The organism is Bordetella genomosp. 9 (assembly GCF_002119725.1).
Lineage (GTDB): Bacteria > Pseudomonadota > Gammaproteobacteria > Burkholderiales > Burkholderiaceae_B > Bordetella_C.
Genome location: NZ_CP021109.1, coordinates 3,808,567 through 3,825,971 on the forward strand (window position 1 = coordinate 3,808,567; position 17,405 = coordinate 3,825,971).

Here is a 17,405-nt window from a genome sequence, read left to right on the forward strand (position 1 = left end):
CCGACCGGCTGCCGTCAGGGCGCCAGCACCAGCACCTTGGGCTGCGGCGAGAACACCTGCATGCCGACCGTATTGATGGTGTTCTGCACCGTCAGCGAAGTCATCCTGACGATGGGCGTGCCGCGCACCAGGACGGTGAAGGCGCCGGTCATGTAGCGCGAGCTGCCCATGAAGGTCTGCGAGATCAGGCCGCCGCCCACGCCCGCCGTGTCGCCCAGCGTAATCGGCACGACCGTGGCCATGTTGTGCACCGGGGCCGCCAGCAGCAGCACGTTCCAGGCGACGGGGATGCCCATGCTGGACGTGGCCACGTCCACGTGGGGCAAGGGCGGTATGGGCGTCTTGCAAACGTCGGGAAAGCCCAGCGCGATGCCGGGCAATTGGCAGACTGCGAGCATGTCGGGTCTCCTCCGGGGCGGAACGGTTCATCGCCCGCCGCATGGGTCCATCAGGTTTCCGCCTCGCCGCGGGCGCGGCGGGCGCGGCGGGCGCGGGGCGCGGCGCCTCGATAAGGCCTGACGCGCCGTCATGGCTTGCCTGCCGACCACAGCTCGGCCTCCAGCAGGGCGGGGTCGTTTTCGATGATGCCGTTGCGGTGCGACAGCCGTGCGCCATCCTGGATCGCTCGATGAAAGCGCGTGCGTTCGAAGCGGGCGTCGCGCAGGTCGGCATCGCGCAGGTCGGCGGTGGAGAAATCGGCGTCCGCCAGGCTGGCGCCGCGCAGGTCGGCACGCGCGCAGCGGGCCCGGTGAAAGACGCACAGATTCAGGCTGGCCGATGCAAAGACGGCCTCCTCCAGACTGGCGTCGGCCCAGATGGCGCCATCGAAATGCGCGCCCCGCAGCGTGGCCTTGGTCAGGTCCGCCTCCGGAAACAGGCACTGGGGGCCCGAAGCCGCGTCGAACGCCGCGCCGCGCAGGGACGCCCCCTTGAAATTGGCCTGCCGCAGGTTGGCGCGGCTGAAATCGGCGCCGTCCAGCTTGCTGTCGGTGAACTGGCACAGCACGAACGGCTGGCCGGCGAAGCGATGTCCGGTCATGTCGCACTCGATGAACATGACGCTTTCGCAGGCAGTGCCGGCGAAGCTTGCGGTTCGCAGGTCCAGGCGATGGAAGGTCACGAAGGACAGCGCCGTGCCGCCGAAGTCGGCCTGCTCCAGGACGGTCTGCGAGAACACGGCGCGGTCGATGCGTTGCGTGCGCAGCACGGCGCCGCGCAGCGTGACCGCATGGAAGCTGGCATGGTCGATGACCGCGTCCGCGAAACGCGCGCCCGACCAGTCCGACTCACCGCTCATGAGCGCGCGCGCCGAAACGCCGTTCAGATTGACGTTCTGCACGCTGCAGCGCACGATGCGCGCCTCTTCCAGCCTGGCCGCGTTCAGGTCCGCGCCGTCGAAGCGGCAATGGGTGAACTGGCTGTCGTCCAGACGGCAGCCAGCCAGGCGCGCGCCGCTGAAATCCACTTCGTCGAAGAAGCCGCCGGCCAGGTCCAGGCCGCTCAGGTCGGCGCCACGCAGGTCGGCGTTCTCCACGGGCTCGCCGTGACGCACTTTGTCCAACAGGGTGCCGATGTTCATGCCGTGGGTTCCGCGCGATACAGGGGATAGCGCTTGGCGCCTTTCGTATAGGCGCCGCGCAGGGATGTGGTGGCGTCCATGCGGGCCATGGCCACGTCGGCGCGAAACAGATTGGCTTCATCCAGGCAGGTCCCGAGCAGGATGGACTTGGGAAGCACGGTTTCGATCAGCCGCGCGCCCCGCAGGGAGGCGTCACGCAGGTCGGCGCGCACGAACAGGCTGCGCGGCGCCTCGGCATGGGACAGGTCCGCGCCGTGCAGGCGGCATTCGGAAAAGTCCGCCGCTTCCAGACGCGCGCCGGAGAGATCCGCCCGGTCCAGGACCGCGCCGCGCAGGCTGCTGTGACGGATGCGCGCCCCGGCAAAGCAGGCATCCGACAGATCCGCGCCGCCAGCGAAGGCGCAGCCTTCCAGGTCCGCGCCCGCGAACTGCTTGGCGCCGGCGAACGCGCATTGCGTGAAGCCGGCCCGCGTCATGCGCGCCCCCGCGAAATCGCAATCCTGCACGGCGGTTTCCATCATTACGCACTGGTCGAAGCGCGCACCCGCGAAGCGGCAGCGTTCCAGGATCGTTCGCATGGCGGTCCATTGCGTCAACGAGGCTTCGCCGAAATCGCAGCCGCGGAACAGCGCGCGCGACGCGGCGCCGCCGTCGATGCGCACGCCGCGCGCATCGCAGCCGTCGAACACCGCCTCATCGACGCGCGCCTGGCTCAGGTCCGCGCCGCGCAGATCGGTGGCGCCGCAGCGCACGCCGCCCAGATTCGCGCGCACGAAACTGGCCTCGCGCGCCGAGGCGCCATCCAGGCGCGCGGCGGCGAGCACGGCTTCGCCGAAGTCGCACTGGTCCAGGCAGGCGCCGGACAGATCGGCCCCCGCCAGGATCGCGCCGCGGAAATCCATGCCGCGCAGATCCATGCCGGAAAGATCCGCGCCGGCAAGATGCAAACCCCTGGCGTCGCGCGTGGCGCGGGCGCGCGCCTGCAGGCTGGCGCGCGTGCGCCGGGCGCGATGCGGCGGCATGGGCGGCGGCGCCAGGTACTGGCCGGCGTGCAGCATGCCCTGGCGTGCCATGGCGTCCCATTTCGCGCCGCCCGCCTCGGCCGCCCAGGGCTGCGCCTGCGCCTGGCGCAACTGCCGGCGCAGCGCGGCGAAATCGAAGGGGGGCGCCGGCGTGCCGGCGTCCTGGGCGCGCAACGCTTTCATGTCGACGCCCGCGACGGCTGCCAGATCGTCCAGGCCGGCCTGGGCATACGCGGCGGCCGTCACGCCTTCGCCGCGGCGCGCCTGCGCCATTTCCATTTCCATGCGTTCGATGCGGTCCGGCAGATCGGCCAGGGATGGCGGCGGTTCCTCCGGCGGCAAGGGCGCCAGGTAGCGGTCGGGATCCAGGCCCTGCGCCACCAGGTCCGCGCGGGCGGCGGCATGGCGCCGCTCGGCGCCCTTGCGCAGATTGCGGCGCGACGGCCGATCGGCCTCGCTGCGGCCCTCGCCGTCCAGCCATGGATCGCACAGGCCGGCGGGCACCAGATCGGCGTTCACCATGGCGTGCAGGGCGCCGCGCCCGGGATCCAGGCGGCGCGCGAGCACCGATTCGTAATGCGCCGTGGCCCGCGGCTGTCCCGCGCATTCGAGCGCGGGCATGATCAAACGGATATCGGCCGCATCGTCCTCCTGCAACGGCATACGGCCATGCCAGATCAGGACCACGCAATCGCGATGCGGAAAGAACCATGCGGTGGAAAGGCCCAGGCCAATCTCTTCCAGGCCGGCGCCATCGGCGGACCGGCTGGCGAAGCAGCGCGCGCGCCAATCGGGCAGCCGGCCGCGCAGGACCTGGCGCTCGGGGTGCATGTTCCAGACCTCGTAGGCCGCACCGGCCAGCACCGCCTCGGGGCGCGCCGCGCGCTGGTCTTCGGGCGCGGCGTTGAAATAGCGGGGGTCCATGTCCGGCGCAAATCCGGGGAAGTCGTTCTCCAGCCATTCCTGGTCGTAGCGGCTGCCCATGTGCCGCGCGCGTTGCGGCCAGTCCATGCCGTAGGGGCCATAGCCGGCCGGCGCGGGACGTTGCGACGCGCCGGACAACCGCGCATCGGGCGACTCGATATTCGGCACCCGGCGCACGCGCACGCCGTTGACCATTTCATCGGCCGCGCCGATACCCAAAGGGTTCTCCGGGACGCCGGGGCCGCCGTAGGCGCGGCTCCAGTCCAGCCGCATCGCATCGAAGGGGCGGGGCGCGTCCGGTCGCCCATCGAGCCAATAGCGGTCGCCGAAAACCAGCAGCGCCTTGTCGGCGATGCCTTCCACTTTCAAACGCACCGCGCACGATGTGCGGTCCTTCTGATGAGCGGTATACGCGTAGCCGGTGGCCAGTACTTCCGGATACGGTTTGGGCATGCCGATATCCAGCAGGCCGCCCGTCTCTTCGCCGGCGAGTTTCCACAGCGCCTGTTCGGGTAGCAGGCGCGGCGCATCGCCCAGCCGCGCCAGCGCCAGCACGGCCACGCCCAGATGGTCCTGGCGCTGCCAGCGGTAGGGCCGGGTCAGCACGCTGAGCCGCAGCGGCTTGATCGTCTTCATTCGGTGCGCTGCGCGATGGCGACGTCCCGCGTGGCCGGGTCCACGCGCACCTGGATGGTCCGGCCTTCGGTGAAGTCCGCCAGCCGCACGGGCGACAGCGGCACCCGCACCGTGGCATCGAAATCCGGCACTACCGTATCGCCCTGCACGTGCAGCGCCAGCTCGATGACGAAGGACTTGACCGCCCCCATGCGGATGCCGGTATCGGTGGTGCGCAGGACGATGGCGCTGTACGGACGCCCTGTCTGCCGCACCTCGTTCTGCCGCGCCGCGACGGCGTTGTCCTGCGCACGCCGCCGCAATTCCGCGCGCAGATGCCAGCCGGCCTGCAGCAGCGACAGCAGCACGATGGCGGCGATCACCCAGGTCCAGCCGGACCAGTTCCAATCGGGAAACGACGCCATCACAGTATGCTCCACAGCCCCTGCATGGACGTCCTCAGGCCGACCTGTTCCGCCTTGATGGCGTCAAAAGCAAAGCTCTGCCCCGACGTGCGATAGGACGTGAAGGCGCCGATGTTGCTGATGGCTGAATAATTCGTGAACGAGACGTTGATCATGACCGTGGTCCGGTACAAGGCCAGGCGCCAGCCGCCGAACTCCGCCTTCATCCCCGAAATGTTCAGGCCATAGGGGGTGGTGGTGAACCATTGGCCGTGCGCCAGGTTCTTTACCTGCGGTGCATCGAGCACGATGTTGGCGGGCGTCTTCAGCGTGATGTCGGATTGCGCCTGCAGGTCGATCGCGTCGCCGCTGGACTGGACCAGCACCTTGGCCTTGGCCTTCAGGTCCATGGCATCGCCCGTGGACTCCACCAGTACCTTTTGAGGCGCGGTGGCGTCCAGCGCGTCGCTGACCGACTGCACCGTCACCTTTCCCTTGGCCTTGGCCGTCCACGCGCCGGCCTGCACGTCGTGCAGGGAGTCGCCGCTTTCGACCTTGATCGTTTCGCCGGACTTCAGCGTCTCATCGAAGGCGCCCTGGATGCTGCGGGTTTCGCCGCCCGCCGCGACGGTGGTCTTCAGGCCGTTGTCGAACTTCTCGTCCATCAGGCCGCCTTCCACGTGCACCGTCCGTGAGGACTTGACGGTGTAGTCCTCGTGGCCCGTGATTTCAACCGTGCGCGTGTCGCCCACCGTCAGCTTGTCGGTGCCGGTAACTTGGATATCGCGGTTGCACAGCACGCGCTTCACGTCGTTGCCGCCGATCACGGTGGTGCGATGGCCGTCCGTGTTGTGAAACTCGTCGCACTCCACTTCGGTGTGCATATTGCGCTCGGCGTGCAGCCAGATGCGCTCGGCCCCGGGCCGGTCTTCGAACATGAGCGCATTGGCGGTGGCCGGCGTGCCGTTCTTGGAACGGCTGAGGAAGCCGCTTTGCGTGGCGTTGTCCGGCAGATCCCAGGGCGGCAGATTGTTGGCGTTGTAGACCCGGCCGATGATGATGGGCCGGTCCGGCTGGCCGCCGATGAAGTCGACCACCACCTCGTCATTGACGCGCGGCAGCTGGATGCCGCCGAAGCCGCCGCCCGCCCAGGGGCTGGACACGCGCACCCAGCAGGAGCTGTTCTCGTCCTTCTGCCCATAGCGGTCCCAATGGAACTGCACTTTCACGCGTCCCATTTTGTCCGTCCAGATCTCCTCGCCCTGCTTGCCGACCACGGTGGCGGTCTGCGGTCCGTGGGTGCGCGGAATCGGCGTGACGCGCGGGGCGCGGAACTGGACGCTGGACGGCAGGACGACGAAGTCGACGTCGAAGGTGGCCGGCTCGCCGGTGCCGCTGGTATAGCCGGATTCGCGCGCGCGGTAGTAGGTGCTGACGACCAGGTACTCTCGGTTCTCGGCCTGCCGCGGATGGTTGGCCAACGTGAAGAGATGGCCGGTGGCCACACCGCGCGCATTGCAGGATCCGCGGCCCTGTTCGCGCTGGCATTGCAACGCTTCCAGCCGCACGCGCGTGTAGCGCTCGGCGTCCTCGGGACTGGTATAGCCGCCCTGCCACTCGAACATCTCCAGGTCGCCGTTGTCGTGCGGGCCGGGATTGTCGCGCCGGGCTTCCAGACTGGCCGCGGGTGTCAGGGGATGGTAGTCGGTGGTGGCGAAGGCGCCGGGGGTGATCTGCTCGGCCACCTCCCATTCGTAGATGTAGTCCTCGCGCGGGACCGTATTGCGGTCCGGCCCGTAATACACGATGCGCGCGTAGCCCGGCACGGGTTCGTGCTGCGTGATGTCGTCCGTGAGCACCAGGATGTGCCTGCCCTTCTCGTGCCGGAACCAGTAATAGATGCCTTCGTGCTCCATCAGCCGGCTGATGAAGGCGAAGTCCGTTTCCTGGTACTGGACGCAGTATTCCCAATTGCGATAGCGATCGACCAGCTTGAACTCGACGGGATACCGGTAGTCCTTGAGCACTTCGCGGATCACGTCCGGCACGCTTTTGTTCTGGAAGATCTTGTTGTCGGAGGTCTGCGTCAGGTACCACAGCCAGGGCCGCAGCGTGGCGCGGTAGACGTAAAAGCGCGCGCTGGCCGGATCGCGCCCCACCAGCACGCAGCGCGTGATTTCGCCGCTGAGGAAACGCGGCTCGGCCGACGTCTGGATCTCCAGGGTCATTGTTTTGCCGAGCAGGGCCTTCATATCGATGGCGTACGACTCCGCCACCAGGTCCACTTCGAACTCGAACAGCTGGGATAGCGATTCCGCGCCATGCATGGCGCGGAACTGCAACTGGCCGGGCGGCAGGGGCGTGTGCGCCGTGATGATCCGATCGCTGCTCACCATGCGGTCCATCTCGTCTCCTTCCGGGAAGACTTCCGTCCGCGGATGCCGCATTCCTGCGATGCGCCGCGTGGACGTCTTGTGTTCAATGAATCGCCGCACCCATCGCTGCCCGATGCGCGAGATCGGCGATTCTAAACACCATGCCAGACAGCGAGAAGTCGGCTCACAAGCATTTGTCTTTCTTACTTATTTGAAATGGCTGGAAACTTCTAAATGTGAAGCGCCGTAAAAATCAAAATACAGGTTCGTTGCACGGCATTGTCCGCATCCCCATACCAAGCCGCTATCTACGTAAGTTCCATTACAAGACGTCAATTTTCGGGCGTGAAAATTGTTCTAAATCTTTCTGGACTGTTAGCCAAACGTAAGAAAAAACAAAGCCTGTGAGTTGCAATAGTCAGACTAATCCGAGTGCATAGAATGCGCATTCCGTGAACGAGCAGCACGGGCGGAAAAGATCCGAATGGACGTCCGTTCATAACGCGGCAACGCCAAGGCGAGGCAACGGCCCCGCGGGCAACGCCCGGAAGAACACCATGGAATTCGCCGAAATACTGAGTACGCTCGACCCTCGGCTGCCATGCGGAGAGGACCTGGAATACGACCCGGACTTTCTGCAGTTGCAGCAGGCGGCGGCGGAGCGCGGGGAGCAGCAGTTCGGGACAACCATCATCCCGGCACAACCGCCCGATTGGCGCGAGGTCGAAAAACAGGCGCTTGCGCTGCTGGAGCGCACGCGCGACATCCGCGTGATCAGCCACCTGACCCGCGCGTGGACGGAGATACGCGGCCTGCCCGGCTATGCGGACGGCCTGACCCTGTGCGCGGACGCTTTGGAGCGCTATTGGGATGCGGTGCACCCAAGGCTCGACAGCGTGGGCGAAGACGACCCCTTGCCGCGCATCAATGCGCTGGCCTCGCTGGGCGAAGTGCAGGGCTGCGCGCGCAGCGCGCGCTCGGCGCGCCTGATCGACGGCGTGCATGGACATCTGACGCTGCGCGAAGCCGAAGCCATCCTGGACGGCAGCCGCGCGCAGAACGACGCGTATCCGGGCGGACGCGCGCGCCTGGTGGAACACCTGCGCCAGGGATGGACCGCGCGCGACCCGCATCTGGGCGCGCTGCTGGCCGCGGCGGCCGCGCTGCGCCGCATACAGACGCTGGTCGCGGAACGGCTGGGGCGCGAATGGATGCCGGACTACACGGCGATCCTGCGCGCGCTGGATATCGTCGCGGCGTCCTTCCAGGACGCCGCCGGCGAAGGTGCGCCGGACAGGGACGCGCAGGGCGATACGGACGCCGCCCATGCCGCCGCGGGAACATCCCCTTCCCTGGCCCATGACGGCGGCGCCTTCGCGGCGAGCGCGCAGACCGCGCCCGCCATGCGCTGGCAGGACGCGCAGATTCAGTCGCGCGACGATGCGTCGGCCATGCTGACCAAGGTCTGCGCCTACTTCGAAGTCCATGAGCCCGGCCATCCCGCGCCCTATCTGATCCGGCGCGCGCAGCAGCTTATCCCGCTCAGTTTCCACGACATCATCCGCAACCTCGCGCCCCAGGGACTCGAACAGTTCGAGTCCTGGCTGCCCCGCGACGCGGATGGCCGTCCCGCGCCCTGAGGCCGGCAACCGCAAGACAGGAGACCCGCATGGCAACCACACTGAAAGGCAGCGGCCAGAAATTCATCGCGCGCAACCGCGCGCCGCGCGTGCAGATCGAGTACGACGTGGAAATCTACGGCGCCGAACGCAAGGTGCAGCTTCCCTTCGTCATGGGCGTGCTGGCCGACCTGGCCGGCCGATCGGATACGCCGCAGCCCGATATGGCGGAACGCAAGTTCCTGAACATCGACATCGACAACTTCGACGAGCGGATGAAATCCATCCGCCCGCGCGTGGCCTACCACGTTCCCAACACGCTCACCGGCGATGGCGAGCTGAACGTCGATATCACTTTCGAAAGCATCGACGACTTTTCTCCGGCCACGGTGGCGCGCAAGGTCGGGCCGCTGAACGAGCTGCTGAACGCCCGCACGCAACTGGCCAACCTGCTGACCTATATGGACGGCAAGACCGGCGCGGAGGAGCTCATCGGCAAGGTCCTGGCCGACCCCGCGCTGCTGAGCGCGCTGGCCGCCGCCCCCAAGCCGCAGGATGATGCGGCCGCGCCCGCCGTTGGCAGCCCGGACCCCGCCGCGAACTGATAGACGATGGAGAACGCGATGACCGCCATGGCCGAACGCGCGCCGAGCCGCGCCGACGCAGCGCTGGAAGCGGACGACCTGTCCGCCTTGCTGAAAAAGGAGTTCAAGCCCAAGACCGAGCAGGCGCGTGAAGCGGTGGAGCATGCCGTGCGCACGCTGGCGCACCAGGCGCTGGAGAACAGCGGCGTCGCCGTGTCCTCGGACGCCTATCGCACCATCCAGGCCATCATCGCGGAAATCGACCGCAAGATGTCCGAGCAGATCAACCTGATCATGCACCACGCCGAATTCCAGCAACTGGAAGGCGCATGGCGCGGCCTGCATTACCTGGTCTCCAACACCGAGACCGACGAGCTGCTCAAGATCAAGGTGATGTGCGTGTCCAAGCAGGAGCTCGGGCGCACGCTCAAACGTCACAAAGGCGTGGGCTGGGACCAGAGCCCCATCTTCAAGCGCGTCTACGAAGAGGAATACGGCCAGTTCGGCGGCGAGCCGATCGGCTGCCTGGTGGGCGACTACTATTTCGACCATAGCCCGCCGGACGTCGAGCTGCTGGGCGAGATGGCGCGCATCGCCGCCGCGGCGCACTGCCCGTTCATCGCGGGGGCCTCGCCCAGCGTCATGCAGATGGACTCCTGGCAGGAACTGGCCAATCCGCGCGACCTGACCAAGATCTTCACCAACACCGAATACGCCGCCTGGCGCAGCCTGCGCGAATCCGAGGACTCGCGCTACCTCGGGCTGGCAATGCCGCGCTTCCTGGCGCGCCTGCCCTATGGGGCGCGCACCAACCCGGTGGACGAATTCGACTTCGAGGAAGACACCGACGGCGCCAATCACGACCGCTACACCTGGGCGAACTCGGCGTACGCCATGGCCGCCAACATCAACCGGTCCTTCAAGCTGTACGGCTGGTGCACCTCCATCCGCGGCGTCGAATCGGGCGGCGCGGTGGAGAACCTGCCGTGCCACACCTTTCCGACCGACGACGGCGGGGTCGACATGAAGTGCCCGACCGAAATCGCCATCAGCGACCGGCGCGAGGCCGAGCTGGCCAAGAACGGGTTCATGCCGCTGGTGCATCGGAAGAACTCCGATTTCGCTGCCTTCATCGGCGCGCAGTCGCTGCAGAAGCCGCACGACTACTACGACGCGGACGCCGCCGCCAACGCCAAGCTGTCGGCCCGGCTGCCCTATCTGTTCGCGTGCTGCCGCTTCGCGCATTACCTGAAATGCATCGTGCGCGACAAGATCGGCTCCTTCCGCGAGCGCAACGATATGGAGCGCTGGCTGAACGACTGGATCATGAACTACGTGGACGGCGATCCCGTGAACTCGTCTCAGGAGACCAAGGCGCGCAAGCCGCTGGCCGCCGCCGAGGTCCAGGTGCAGGAGGTGGAGGACAACCCCGGCTATTACGCAGCGAAGTTCTTCCTGCGGCCGCACTACCAGCTGGAGGGGCTGACGGTTTCGCTGCGGCTCGTATCGAAACTGCCTTCGCTCAAGCAGAACGAAGGCTGACCGCGCCGCAGGGCCCTCCGGCATCGCCGGAGCGGCGGGCCGATCGCCTCGGCCGGGCTCCCAAGTGTTTTTTCATCGCCGATTCCGCCGGGTTCGTCTCGCGCAGAAGGCCCGCGGCTTGGCTTTTTTTCGAGAACGCAGCACTTTTTTGACTGGGATTCAGTTTAGGAGAGGGATTGTGGCTGTTGATATTTTCATGAAGATCGACGGAGCCAATGGCGAGTCGAAGGACGCCAATCACAAGGATTGGAGCGACGTGCTGTCGTTTTCGTGGGGCGCCACGCAACCGGGCAATCTTTCGAGCGGCGGCGGCCTGGGCGCGGGCAAGGCCAGCTTCAACGACCTGCACGTGGTCGCGCGCATCGACAAGGCAGCCCCGGCGGTGATGAAGCACTGCGCCAGCGGCAAGCACCTGAGCATGGTGCAGCTGTCCATGTGCAAGGCCGGCGGATCGCAGGTCGAGTATTCCAAGATCACCCTGGAGGACGTGCTGGTGTCTTCCGTGCAACTGACCGGCGACGGCGGCTCGGAGTCGGGCGTCATCGTCAACTACGCCTTCCAGGCGGCCAAGGTGAAGCAGCAGTACTGGGAGCAGACCGACCAGGGCGGCAAGGGCGCCGAAACCCTGGTGGCCTGGGACATCAAGCAGAACAAGGAAGTCGGCTGATCCCATGACGACCGGCGGCTTTGCCCTGCGCTCGGGCAGCCTGGCGCAGCACCTGGACGCGGTCTCCGCGCAGATCCGCCGCCATCCCGGCGACGCGGATCTGCGCGCGCGGCTGTTCCAGCTGCTGGCCGTGCAGGGCGAATGGGAGCGCGCGGCGGAACAGATCCGCCTGTGCGCCGAACTGAATCCGCAGTCGGCGCCCATGGCGCTGACGTACGACCGCGCCATCGCCGCCGAGCGGCGGCGCGAGACCGTGCTGGCCGGCCAGGCCGAGCCGCACGTTCCGGGACCGCGGCCGGCCTGGCTCGACATGCTGCTGGATGCGCTGCGGCATGACGCGGACGCGCCGACGGCGGCCAGCGAGTTACGGGGCCGCGCGTTCGACGCGGCCCAAACCGCCGCGGGGACGCTGTCCTGCGCGGGATACGAGACGCCAGCGGCGTTCAACTGGATCGCCGACGGCGATAGCCGTCTCGGTCCCGTCTTCGAATTCATCCAGGACGCGAACTATGCCTGGCTGCCCTTCTCGCACGTGCGGCAGGTGCGCCTGCTCCCGCCCGAAGGCCTGAGCGATGTGCTGTGGGCGCAGGCGGAAGCGACCCTGGCCGATGGGCGCGTCCTGCACGTGCTCGTGCCGGCCCGCTATCCGGCCCCGTCCGGCGTGCGTACGGCCGACCAGGAAGAGGCCGTGAAGCTCGGCCGCCTGACGCAGTGGACGCCGCTGCATGACGATACCTATGCCGGCGTGGGCCAGAAGATGTGGGTGACGGACCAGGGCGAGTACGGGCTGCTGGATATCCGCTTGCTGGAGCTTGCCTGATGGGCCACAGCGAGTCCGACGCCCTGCACGCGCGCGTCCCTGCCGGACCGGCTGCCCGCGCCAGCCGCGCGCCGGGCCAGCACGCGCTGAGCGCGGACGAGCGCGCCGCGCGGGACCGCCTGCAGCCTTCCCTGCTGGACCGGCTGATGGACGACGCGCCGCACCAGCGCGAGGAACCGCGCGAATCGGCGATGCTGACCCACGCCCAGTTGCGCCAGGTCGTGCTGCGCGACCTGCGCTGGCTTCTGAACACCGTCAGCCTGGAGAGCACGGACGATCTGTCCGCGCACCCGCACGCCGCCGCATCCGTGGTGAACTTCGGCGTGCGCGCGATGGCCGGCAAACGCATGTCGGAGATCGACTGGATCGACGTCGAGGATGCCCTGCGGCGCGCCATCGCCGCCTTCGAGCCGCGCATCCTGGACTCCTCGGTGGAGGTGCGCTGCGTCACCGACACGGGGACGCTGGAACATCACAACGTGCTCAGCCTGGAGATCAAGGGCATGCTGTGGTGCGTGCCGCATCCCCAGGAATTCCTGTTCCGCACCGATATCGACTTGGAAAGCGGCCACATGGACCTGCGCGACCTGGGAGGCGGCTGATGGACGCCCGGCTGCTCGACTACTACAACCGCGAACTCGTCTATCTGCGCGAACTCGGCGCGGAATTCGCGCAGCAATATCCCAAGGTGGCCGGCCGCCTGGCCATGCATGCCACCGAGGTCGCCGACCCCTATGTGGAACGGCTGCTCGAAGGCTTCAGCTTTCTGAGCGCCCGCATCCACATGAAGATGGATGCCGAATTCCCCCGCTTCACGCAGCGTCTGCTGGAGGTCGTCTATCCCAACTACCTGGCGCCCACGCCCGCCATGGCGGTGGTGCGCTTCGACCCCAGCATGAACGAAGGCACGCTGGCGGGCGGCTTCGACCTGCCCCGGGGCACGCTGCTGCGGGGCAAGGTGCCGCGCGGCGAACAGACGCCGGTGGAGTTCATGACCGGCCATGCGGTGCGGCTATGGCCGCTGCGGGTGGCCGAAGCGTCCTTCGGCGGACCGCCGCAAGACCTGCCGCTGGCCCGCCTGGGCTTGGGCGGCCGCGCCGCCCGCGTGCTGAGCGCGCTGCGCCTGCGCATCGAAGTGTGCGGCGGCGTGCGCCTGGAGGACCTGGATCTGGACCGCCTGGTGTTCTACCTGAACGGCCAGGACCTGCAGATGCAGCGGCTGCTTGAAATCGTCATGGGCCATACGGTGGCCGTGCTGGCCCACGACAGCGCGCGCCCCACGGCCTGGATACACCGCTTGCCGGCGGATGCCGTGCGCCACGAAGGTTTCGGCGACGACCAGGCGCTGCTGCCCGCCGACAGCCGCGTCTTCCAGGGATATCGCCTGCTGCAGGAATACTTCGCCTTCGCGCGGCGCTTTCTGTTCTTCAGCGTGAACGGCCTGAAACACGGATTGCGCACGGCGCCCCGCGACGGCAAGCCGCCGGAGACGCGCGCCTTCGATCTGACGCTGCTGTTTTCCGCGGCGGCGCCCGAACTGGAAGGCGCGATTTCCGCGGAGAACCTGCCGCTGCACTGCGTGCCGGTAATCAACCTGTTCCCCAAGCGCGCGGACCGCGTGGCCATCACGCCGCGCACCTCGGAATACCACGTGGTGGTGGACCGCACCCGGCCGCTGGACTTTGAAGTCTTCGCCGTCACCGGCGTCACCGGTCACGCTTCCGCAGAACGGCCGGAGCAGACCTTCCGTCCTTTCTACGGCTCGGTGTTTTCGGACCCTGACGACTATGGCGCCTACTACGCCGTGCGGCGCGAGCCGCGCCTGGTTTCCGATACGGCGCGGCGCAATGGCACGCGCACCGGCTACACGGGCAGCGAGGTCTATCTGTCGCTGGTCGACCGGCACGAGGCGCCGTTTTCCGGCGAGCTGCGGCACTTGACGCTGGAGACGCTATGCACCAATCGCGACCTGGCGGTGCTGATGCCGCTCGGTACGCAGACCGACCTGACACTGCGGATTTCCGCGCCGGTTGCGTCCATCAAGGTGCTGCACGGCCCGACCCGGCCGCATCCGGCGCTGGCCGAGGATGCCGCCGCCTGGCACTTGATCAGCCACCTCGGCCTGAACTACCTGAGCCTGACGGACCTGGACGAGGAAGCCGGCGCGCAGACGCTGCGCGAAATGCTGACGCTGTACGCCAACCTGGCCGATCCGGTGGTGCGCAGGCAGATCGCCGGCGTGCGCCACGTGCGGGCCACGCCCATGCATCACCGCCTGCCCGTGCCCGGGCCCATCGTGTACGGCCGGGGCGTGCGCATCGACCTGGCCGTGGACGAGGCGGCCTTTTCCGGCATCAGCCCCTATTTGTTCGGCGCCGTGCTCGAAAAATTCTTCGCGCGGCACGTCTCGATCAACGCGATGTCGGAGCTCGCGCTGTCCACGCTGCAGCGGGGCGAAATCGCCCGCTGGAAACCGCGCATGGGCGCCCGTCCGGCCGTATAGACATCGTGAACAGCATCAACATGAACCCGCAGCATTGCCGATAGGAAAAGCCGCCATGAACGCCGCCACCGCCGCCCGCCGCCTGCCCGCCTACGACCCGGTCCACCTGATCGGACGCGTGATCGCGCACGAAGAAGGCGACGGTTACTGCGTGGATTGCGACGGCTTCGCGTGGCGGGCGCGCCGCGCCGCCAGTTGCCTGCTGGTCCCGCAGCCGGGCGACGTGGTTCTGATCAGCGGCCCCGACGCCGGCCGCGTCTACCTGATCGCGGTGCTGGAACAGGCGGATGCCGGCCATACGCGGCTCGAAGTGGCCGGCGATGCCGTGCTTGCCGCCACCGCGGGCAGCCTGGCGCTGGAGAGCGCGAAGGAAGTCGCGTTGCAGGGACGCGAGGCCGTGCGCATCGAGACCGGGGAAATGTCGGTGCGTGCGCGCGAAACCCGCTGCGTCGCCGAGCGCATGCGCTACGTCGCCACGGAACTGCAGGCGACCGTGGGCGCCACGCGCCTCGTCGGCAAGTCCTACGAGGCGGTGCTGGACCGGCTGCAGCTCATGAGCCGGCTGAGCTTTCGCACGACGGAGGAAATCGAACAGGTGCGCGCCGGCACCCTGGATTACCAGGCCGAACAGGCTGCCCGCGTCCATGCCGAGTACACGCTGGTGACGGGCGGCGAATTGGTGAAAGTCGATGCCAGGCAAATCCACATGGGCTGATCCCGCGCGTCCTGCCGCGCCGCCCCTGCCGGACGCCTTCTGGCGCCGGCTGCAGGACGCGCCCTACGCGCACGATCTGTTCAATACCCTGCGCTGGATCGATGCGCGGGCCGGCGCGCGTGCGCCATTGGGCCGGGACGCGCTGCCCCGCAACGAGCCGGTGCGGTTGCGCCAGGAGCCGTCGATGGCCTTCGCGCCATCGACGCTCGCGGGCGCCCGCGCCCCGGAAGCGGGCCGGCCGCCGGAGCTGTCCATCTACAGCTTCGGGCTGTTCGGCCCCAACGGTCCGCTGCCCCTGCACCTGACCGAGCATGCGCGCGAACGCATCCACCATTTCCGTGATCGCACGCTGGCGGCGTTCGCCGACATCTTCCATCACCGGCTGATCCTGCTTTTCTACCGGGCCTGGGCCGACGCGCAGAGCACGGTCAGCCTGGACCGCGGCGAGGAACGTTTTACCCGCTACGTCGCGAGCCTGCTGCACATGGGGCAACCCTCCATGCGCCGGCGCGATGCGGTAAGCGACCACGCCAAGTACCACATGGCCGGCCATCTGCTGCGGCAAACGCGCAACCCCGAAGGCCTGAAGCACATCCTGCAGTCGTACTTTCGCGTGCCGGTGCGCATCCGCGAATTCGTCCCGCAGTGGATCCGGCTGGCGCCGGCGCAGCGGCTGGCCCTGGGCGGCGCCATGGGGCTGGGCCGCGACACCGTTCTGGGCGCGGCGGTGCGCGACGCGCAGCACAAGTTCCGCATCGAGCTGGGCCCGCTCGATCTCGAGACCTACCGCGGTTTCCTGCCCGGCGGACGGCGCGCCCGCCAGCTGACGCACTGGGTGCGGCACTACACCGGGCGCGAGTTCGCGTGGGACGTGCGGCCCGTGCTGCGCGCCAGCGAGGCGCGCGGCGTCAGGCTGGGCGATCCGCAACCGCTGGGGCTTGCCGCCTGGCTCGGCCAGCGGCGGCCGGCGCAGGGCGACGCCCGCGACCTGCTGCTCGATTACGAAAGCCGCGAGCGGACCGATCGCGTCCCCGCGCCCTTCCAACCTTCCACCCCGGAGATCATGCAGTGAGGCACGATATGTTCTACGACGGCCAGGTGCTGGACTGGCCGGGCCATGGGAAGTTCCGCGCCACCAGCGGGCTGCCCGGCCACCAGATGCCCGGCGACTATTGCGTGCCCGACAGCGGGCCGATACCGCCGGGCCTGTACAAGGTGCTGCTGACCGACCGCGGCCAGGCCGCGGACGACGGCCGCGACCTGTGCGCCCTGAAGCCCGCCTGGGGCGTGCAGGCGATTCCGCGCGGCGCGGCCGCGGGCGACTGCGAACCGTACTGGGCGAATTGGGGCTGGAACCGCGCCCGCATGGAGCCCGCGGACGCGGCCACGCGCAACCGCTGCGCACCGGTCCGCGGCGGCTTCTACCTGCACGATTCGGTCAAAGGCTTCAGCCATGGCTGCATCGAAGTGGAAGGCCGCATCTTTCCGCTGCTGCGCACCTACGCGCGCAGCAGCAACCGCAACGCGATGATCCTGAAGGTCGAGTACGTCCCGGGCCGCGCCACGTACGGAGGCACGCGTGTCTGAGTTCCGTCGCGCGATAACGGTCCTGACGCTGGCCGCCGTCTCGGCCCTGCCCTGCCTGCCCGCGCAGGCCGCGGGCAGCCTTACCGTGGAGAACGGCCTGGCCGCCTGCATGACGGTGCAAACCGGCGCCCGCACGACGGCGCATGGCACGACGCTGCTGGACGTAACCCTGGATATCCGCAAGCCCATCGGCGAATGCGGCTGCACGTCGGCCATCGTCGCCTATGCCGCCTACGCAAATGCCGAAGGCGGCGCGCGCAGCCTGCTGCTGCAAGGACGCATAGGCGCGCGCAAATCCGGGCCGATCAGCCTGCCGCTGGCCGCAGACGCCACGCTGATCGGCGACCGGCCGGCGACGCTGTCCCTCGGCTGCGCGGCGCCGGACTGATTCGCGCCGCAGGCGCCAGGCGATCCTTCCTCCACACCGACACGCACCCTTTTCAACGTTC

16 protein-coding genes are annotated in these 17,405 nt (G+C 68.0%); 11 read left to right on the forward strand and 5 right to left on the reverse strand.

All coding sequences use genetic code 11. The features are described from left to right. Positions 1–14: 14 nt before the first annotated feature. The 5 genes from CAL13_RS17560 to CAL13_RS17580 all read right to left on the reverse strand — a co-directional run bounded on the left by CAL13_RS17560 (position 15) and on the right by CAL13_RS17580 (position 6,949). Positions 15–398, reverse strand: coding sequence for a DUF4150 domain-containing protein (locus CAL13_RS17560; RefSeq protein ID WP_086058524.1), 384 nt, complete (start codon positions 396–398; stop codon positions 15–17). Between the two features lie 128 nt (positions 399–526). After that, positions 527–1,579 (reverse strand): pentapeptide repeat-containing protein, encoded by a 1,053-nt coding sequence (locus CAL13_RS17565; protein WP_086073086.1) that lies wholly within the window; start codon positions 1,577–1,579, stop codon positions 527–529. Then, positions 1,576–4,161: a DUF2169 family type VI secretion system accessory protein gene (locus tag CAL13_RS17570; protein ID WP_086073087.1), complete on the reverse strand. Its 2,586-nt coding sequence runs from the start codon at positions 4,159–4,161 to the stop codon at positions 1,576–1,578. Before CAL13_RS17570 ends, CAL13_RS17565 begins: the two co-directional genes overlap by 4 nt. Next, positions 4,158–4,565: a hypothetical protein gene (locus CAL13_RS17575; protein WP_086073088.1), complete on the reverse strand. Its 408-nt coding sequence runs from the start codon at positions 4,563–4,565 to the stop codon at positions 4,158–4,160. The genes CAL13_RS17570 and CAL13_RS17575 overlap by 4 nt, the downstream gene beginning before the upstream one ends. Continuing rightward, complete coding sequence (locus CAL13_RS17580; protein ID WP_086073089.1) at positions 4,565–6,949, reverse strand: type VI secretion system Vgr family protein; 2,385 nt, start codon at positions 6,947–6,949, stop codon at positions 4,565–4,567. Before CAL13_RS17580 ends, CAL13_RS17575 begins: the two co-directional genes overlap by 1 nt. Before the next feature lie 527 nt (positions 6,950–7,476). On the opposite strand from CAL13_RS17580, the gene tssA reads away from it, so the two are divergent. The 11 genes from tssA (at position 7,477) to CAL13_RS17635 (ending at position 17,344) form a co-directional block, all read left to right on the forward strand. Then, the gene (gene tssA, locus CAL13_RS17585) at positions 7,477–8,559 is read left to right on the forward strand and encodes a type VI secretion system protein TssA (protein WP_086073090.1); all 1,083 of its coding nucleotides are present in this window, start codon (positions 7,477–7,479) and stop codon (positions 8,557–8,559) included. A gap of 29 nt (positions 8,560–8,588) precedes the next feature. After that, positions 8,589–9,143, forward strand: coding sequence for a type VI secretion system contractile sheath small subunit (gene tssB / locus CAL13_RS17590; RefSeq protein WP_086058528.1), 555 nt, complete (start codon positions 8,589–8,591; stop codon positions 9,141–9,143). 18 nt (positions 9,144–9,161) lie between these two features. Next, positions 9,162–10,664, forward strand: coding sequence for a type VI secretion system contractile sheath large subunit (gene tssC, locus CAL13_RS17595; protein WP_086059565.1), 1,503 nt, complete (start codon positions 9,162–9,164; stop codon positions 10,662–10,664). 196 nt (positions 10,665–10,860) lie between these two features. After that, complete coding sequence (locus CAL13_RS17600) at positions 10,861–11,331, forward strand: Hcp family type VI secretion system effector (protein ID WP_086058529.1); 471 nt, start codon at positions 10,861–10,863, stop codon at positions 11,329–11,331. A 4-nt stretch (positions 11,332–11,335) separates the two neighbouring features. After that, entirely contained in the window at positions 11,336–12,151 is an 816-nt protein-coding gene (locus tag CAL13_RS17605) for a type VI secretion system accessory protein TagJ (RefSeq protein ID WP_086073091.1), read from the forward strand. Continuing rightward, entirely contained in the window at positions 12,151–12,753 is a 603-nt protein-coding gene (gene tssE / locus CAL13_RS17610; RefSeq protein ID WP_086073092.1) for a type VI secretion system baseplate subunit TssE, read from the forward strand. Before CAL13_RS17605 ends, tssE begins: the two co-directional genes overlap by 1 nt. After that, entirely contained in the window at positions 12,753–14,654 is a 1,902-nt protein-coding gene (gene tssF, locus CAL13_RS17615) for a type VI secretion system baseplate subunit TssF (protein WP_086073093.1), read from the forward strand. Before tssE ends, tssF begins: the two co-directional genes overlap by 1 nt. Before the next feature lie 55 nt (positions 14,655–14,709). Next, a complete protein-coding gene (locus CAL13_RS17620) occupies positions 14,710–15,369 on the forward strand; it encodes a DUF3540 domain-containing protein (RefSeq protein ID WP_086073094.1) in 660 nt (219 codons plus the stop codon). Continuing rightward, the gene (gene tssG / locus CAL13_RS17625) at positions 15,344–16,441 is read left to right on the forward strand and encodes a type VI secretion system baseplate subunit TssG (RefSeq protein ID WP_086073095.1); all 1,098 of its coding nucleotides are present in this window, start codon (positions 15,344–15,346) and stop codon (positions 16,439–16,441) included. The genes CAL13_RS17620 and tssG overlap by 26 nt, the downstream gene beginning before the upstream one ends. Next, the gene (locus CAL13_RS17630; protein ID WP_086058535.1) at positions 16,438–16,956 is read left to right on the forward strand and encodes a tlde1 domain-containing protein; all 519 of its coding nucleotides are present in this window, start codon (positions 16,438–16,440) and stop codon (positions 16,954–16,956) included. The genes tssG and CAL13_RS17630 overlap by 4 nt, the downstream gene beginning before the upstream one ends. Next, the gene (locus CAL13_RS17635) at positions 16,949–17,344 is read left to right on the forward strand and encodes a DUF2195 family protein (RefSeq protein ID WP_232467690.1); all 396 of its coding nucleotides are present in this window, start codon (positions 16,949–16,951) and stop codon (positions 17,342–17,344) included. Before CAL13_RS17630 ends, CAL13_RS17635 begins: the two co-directional genes overlap by 8 nt. The last annotated feature ends 61 nt before the right edge of the window (positions 17,345–17,405 follow it).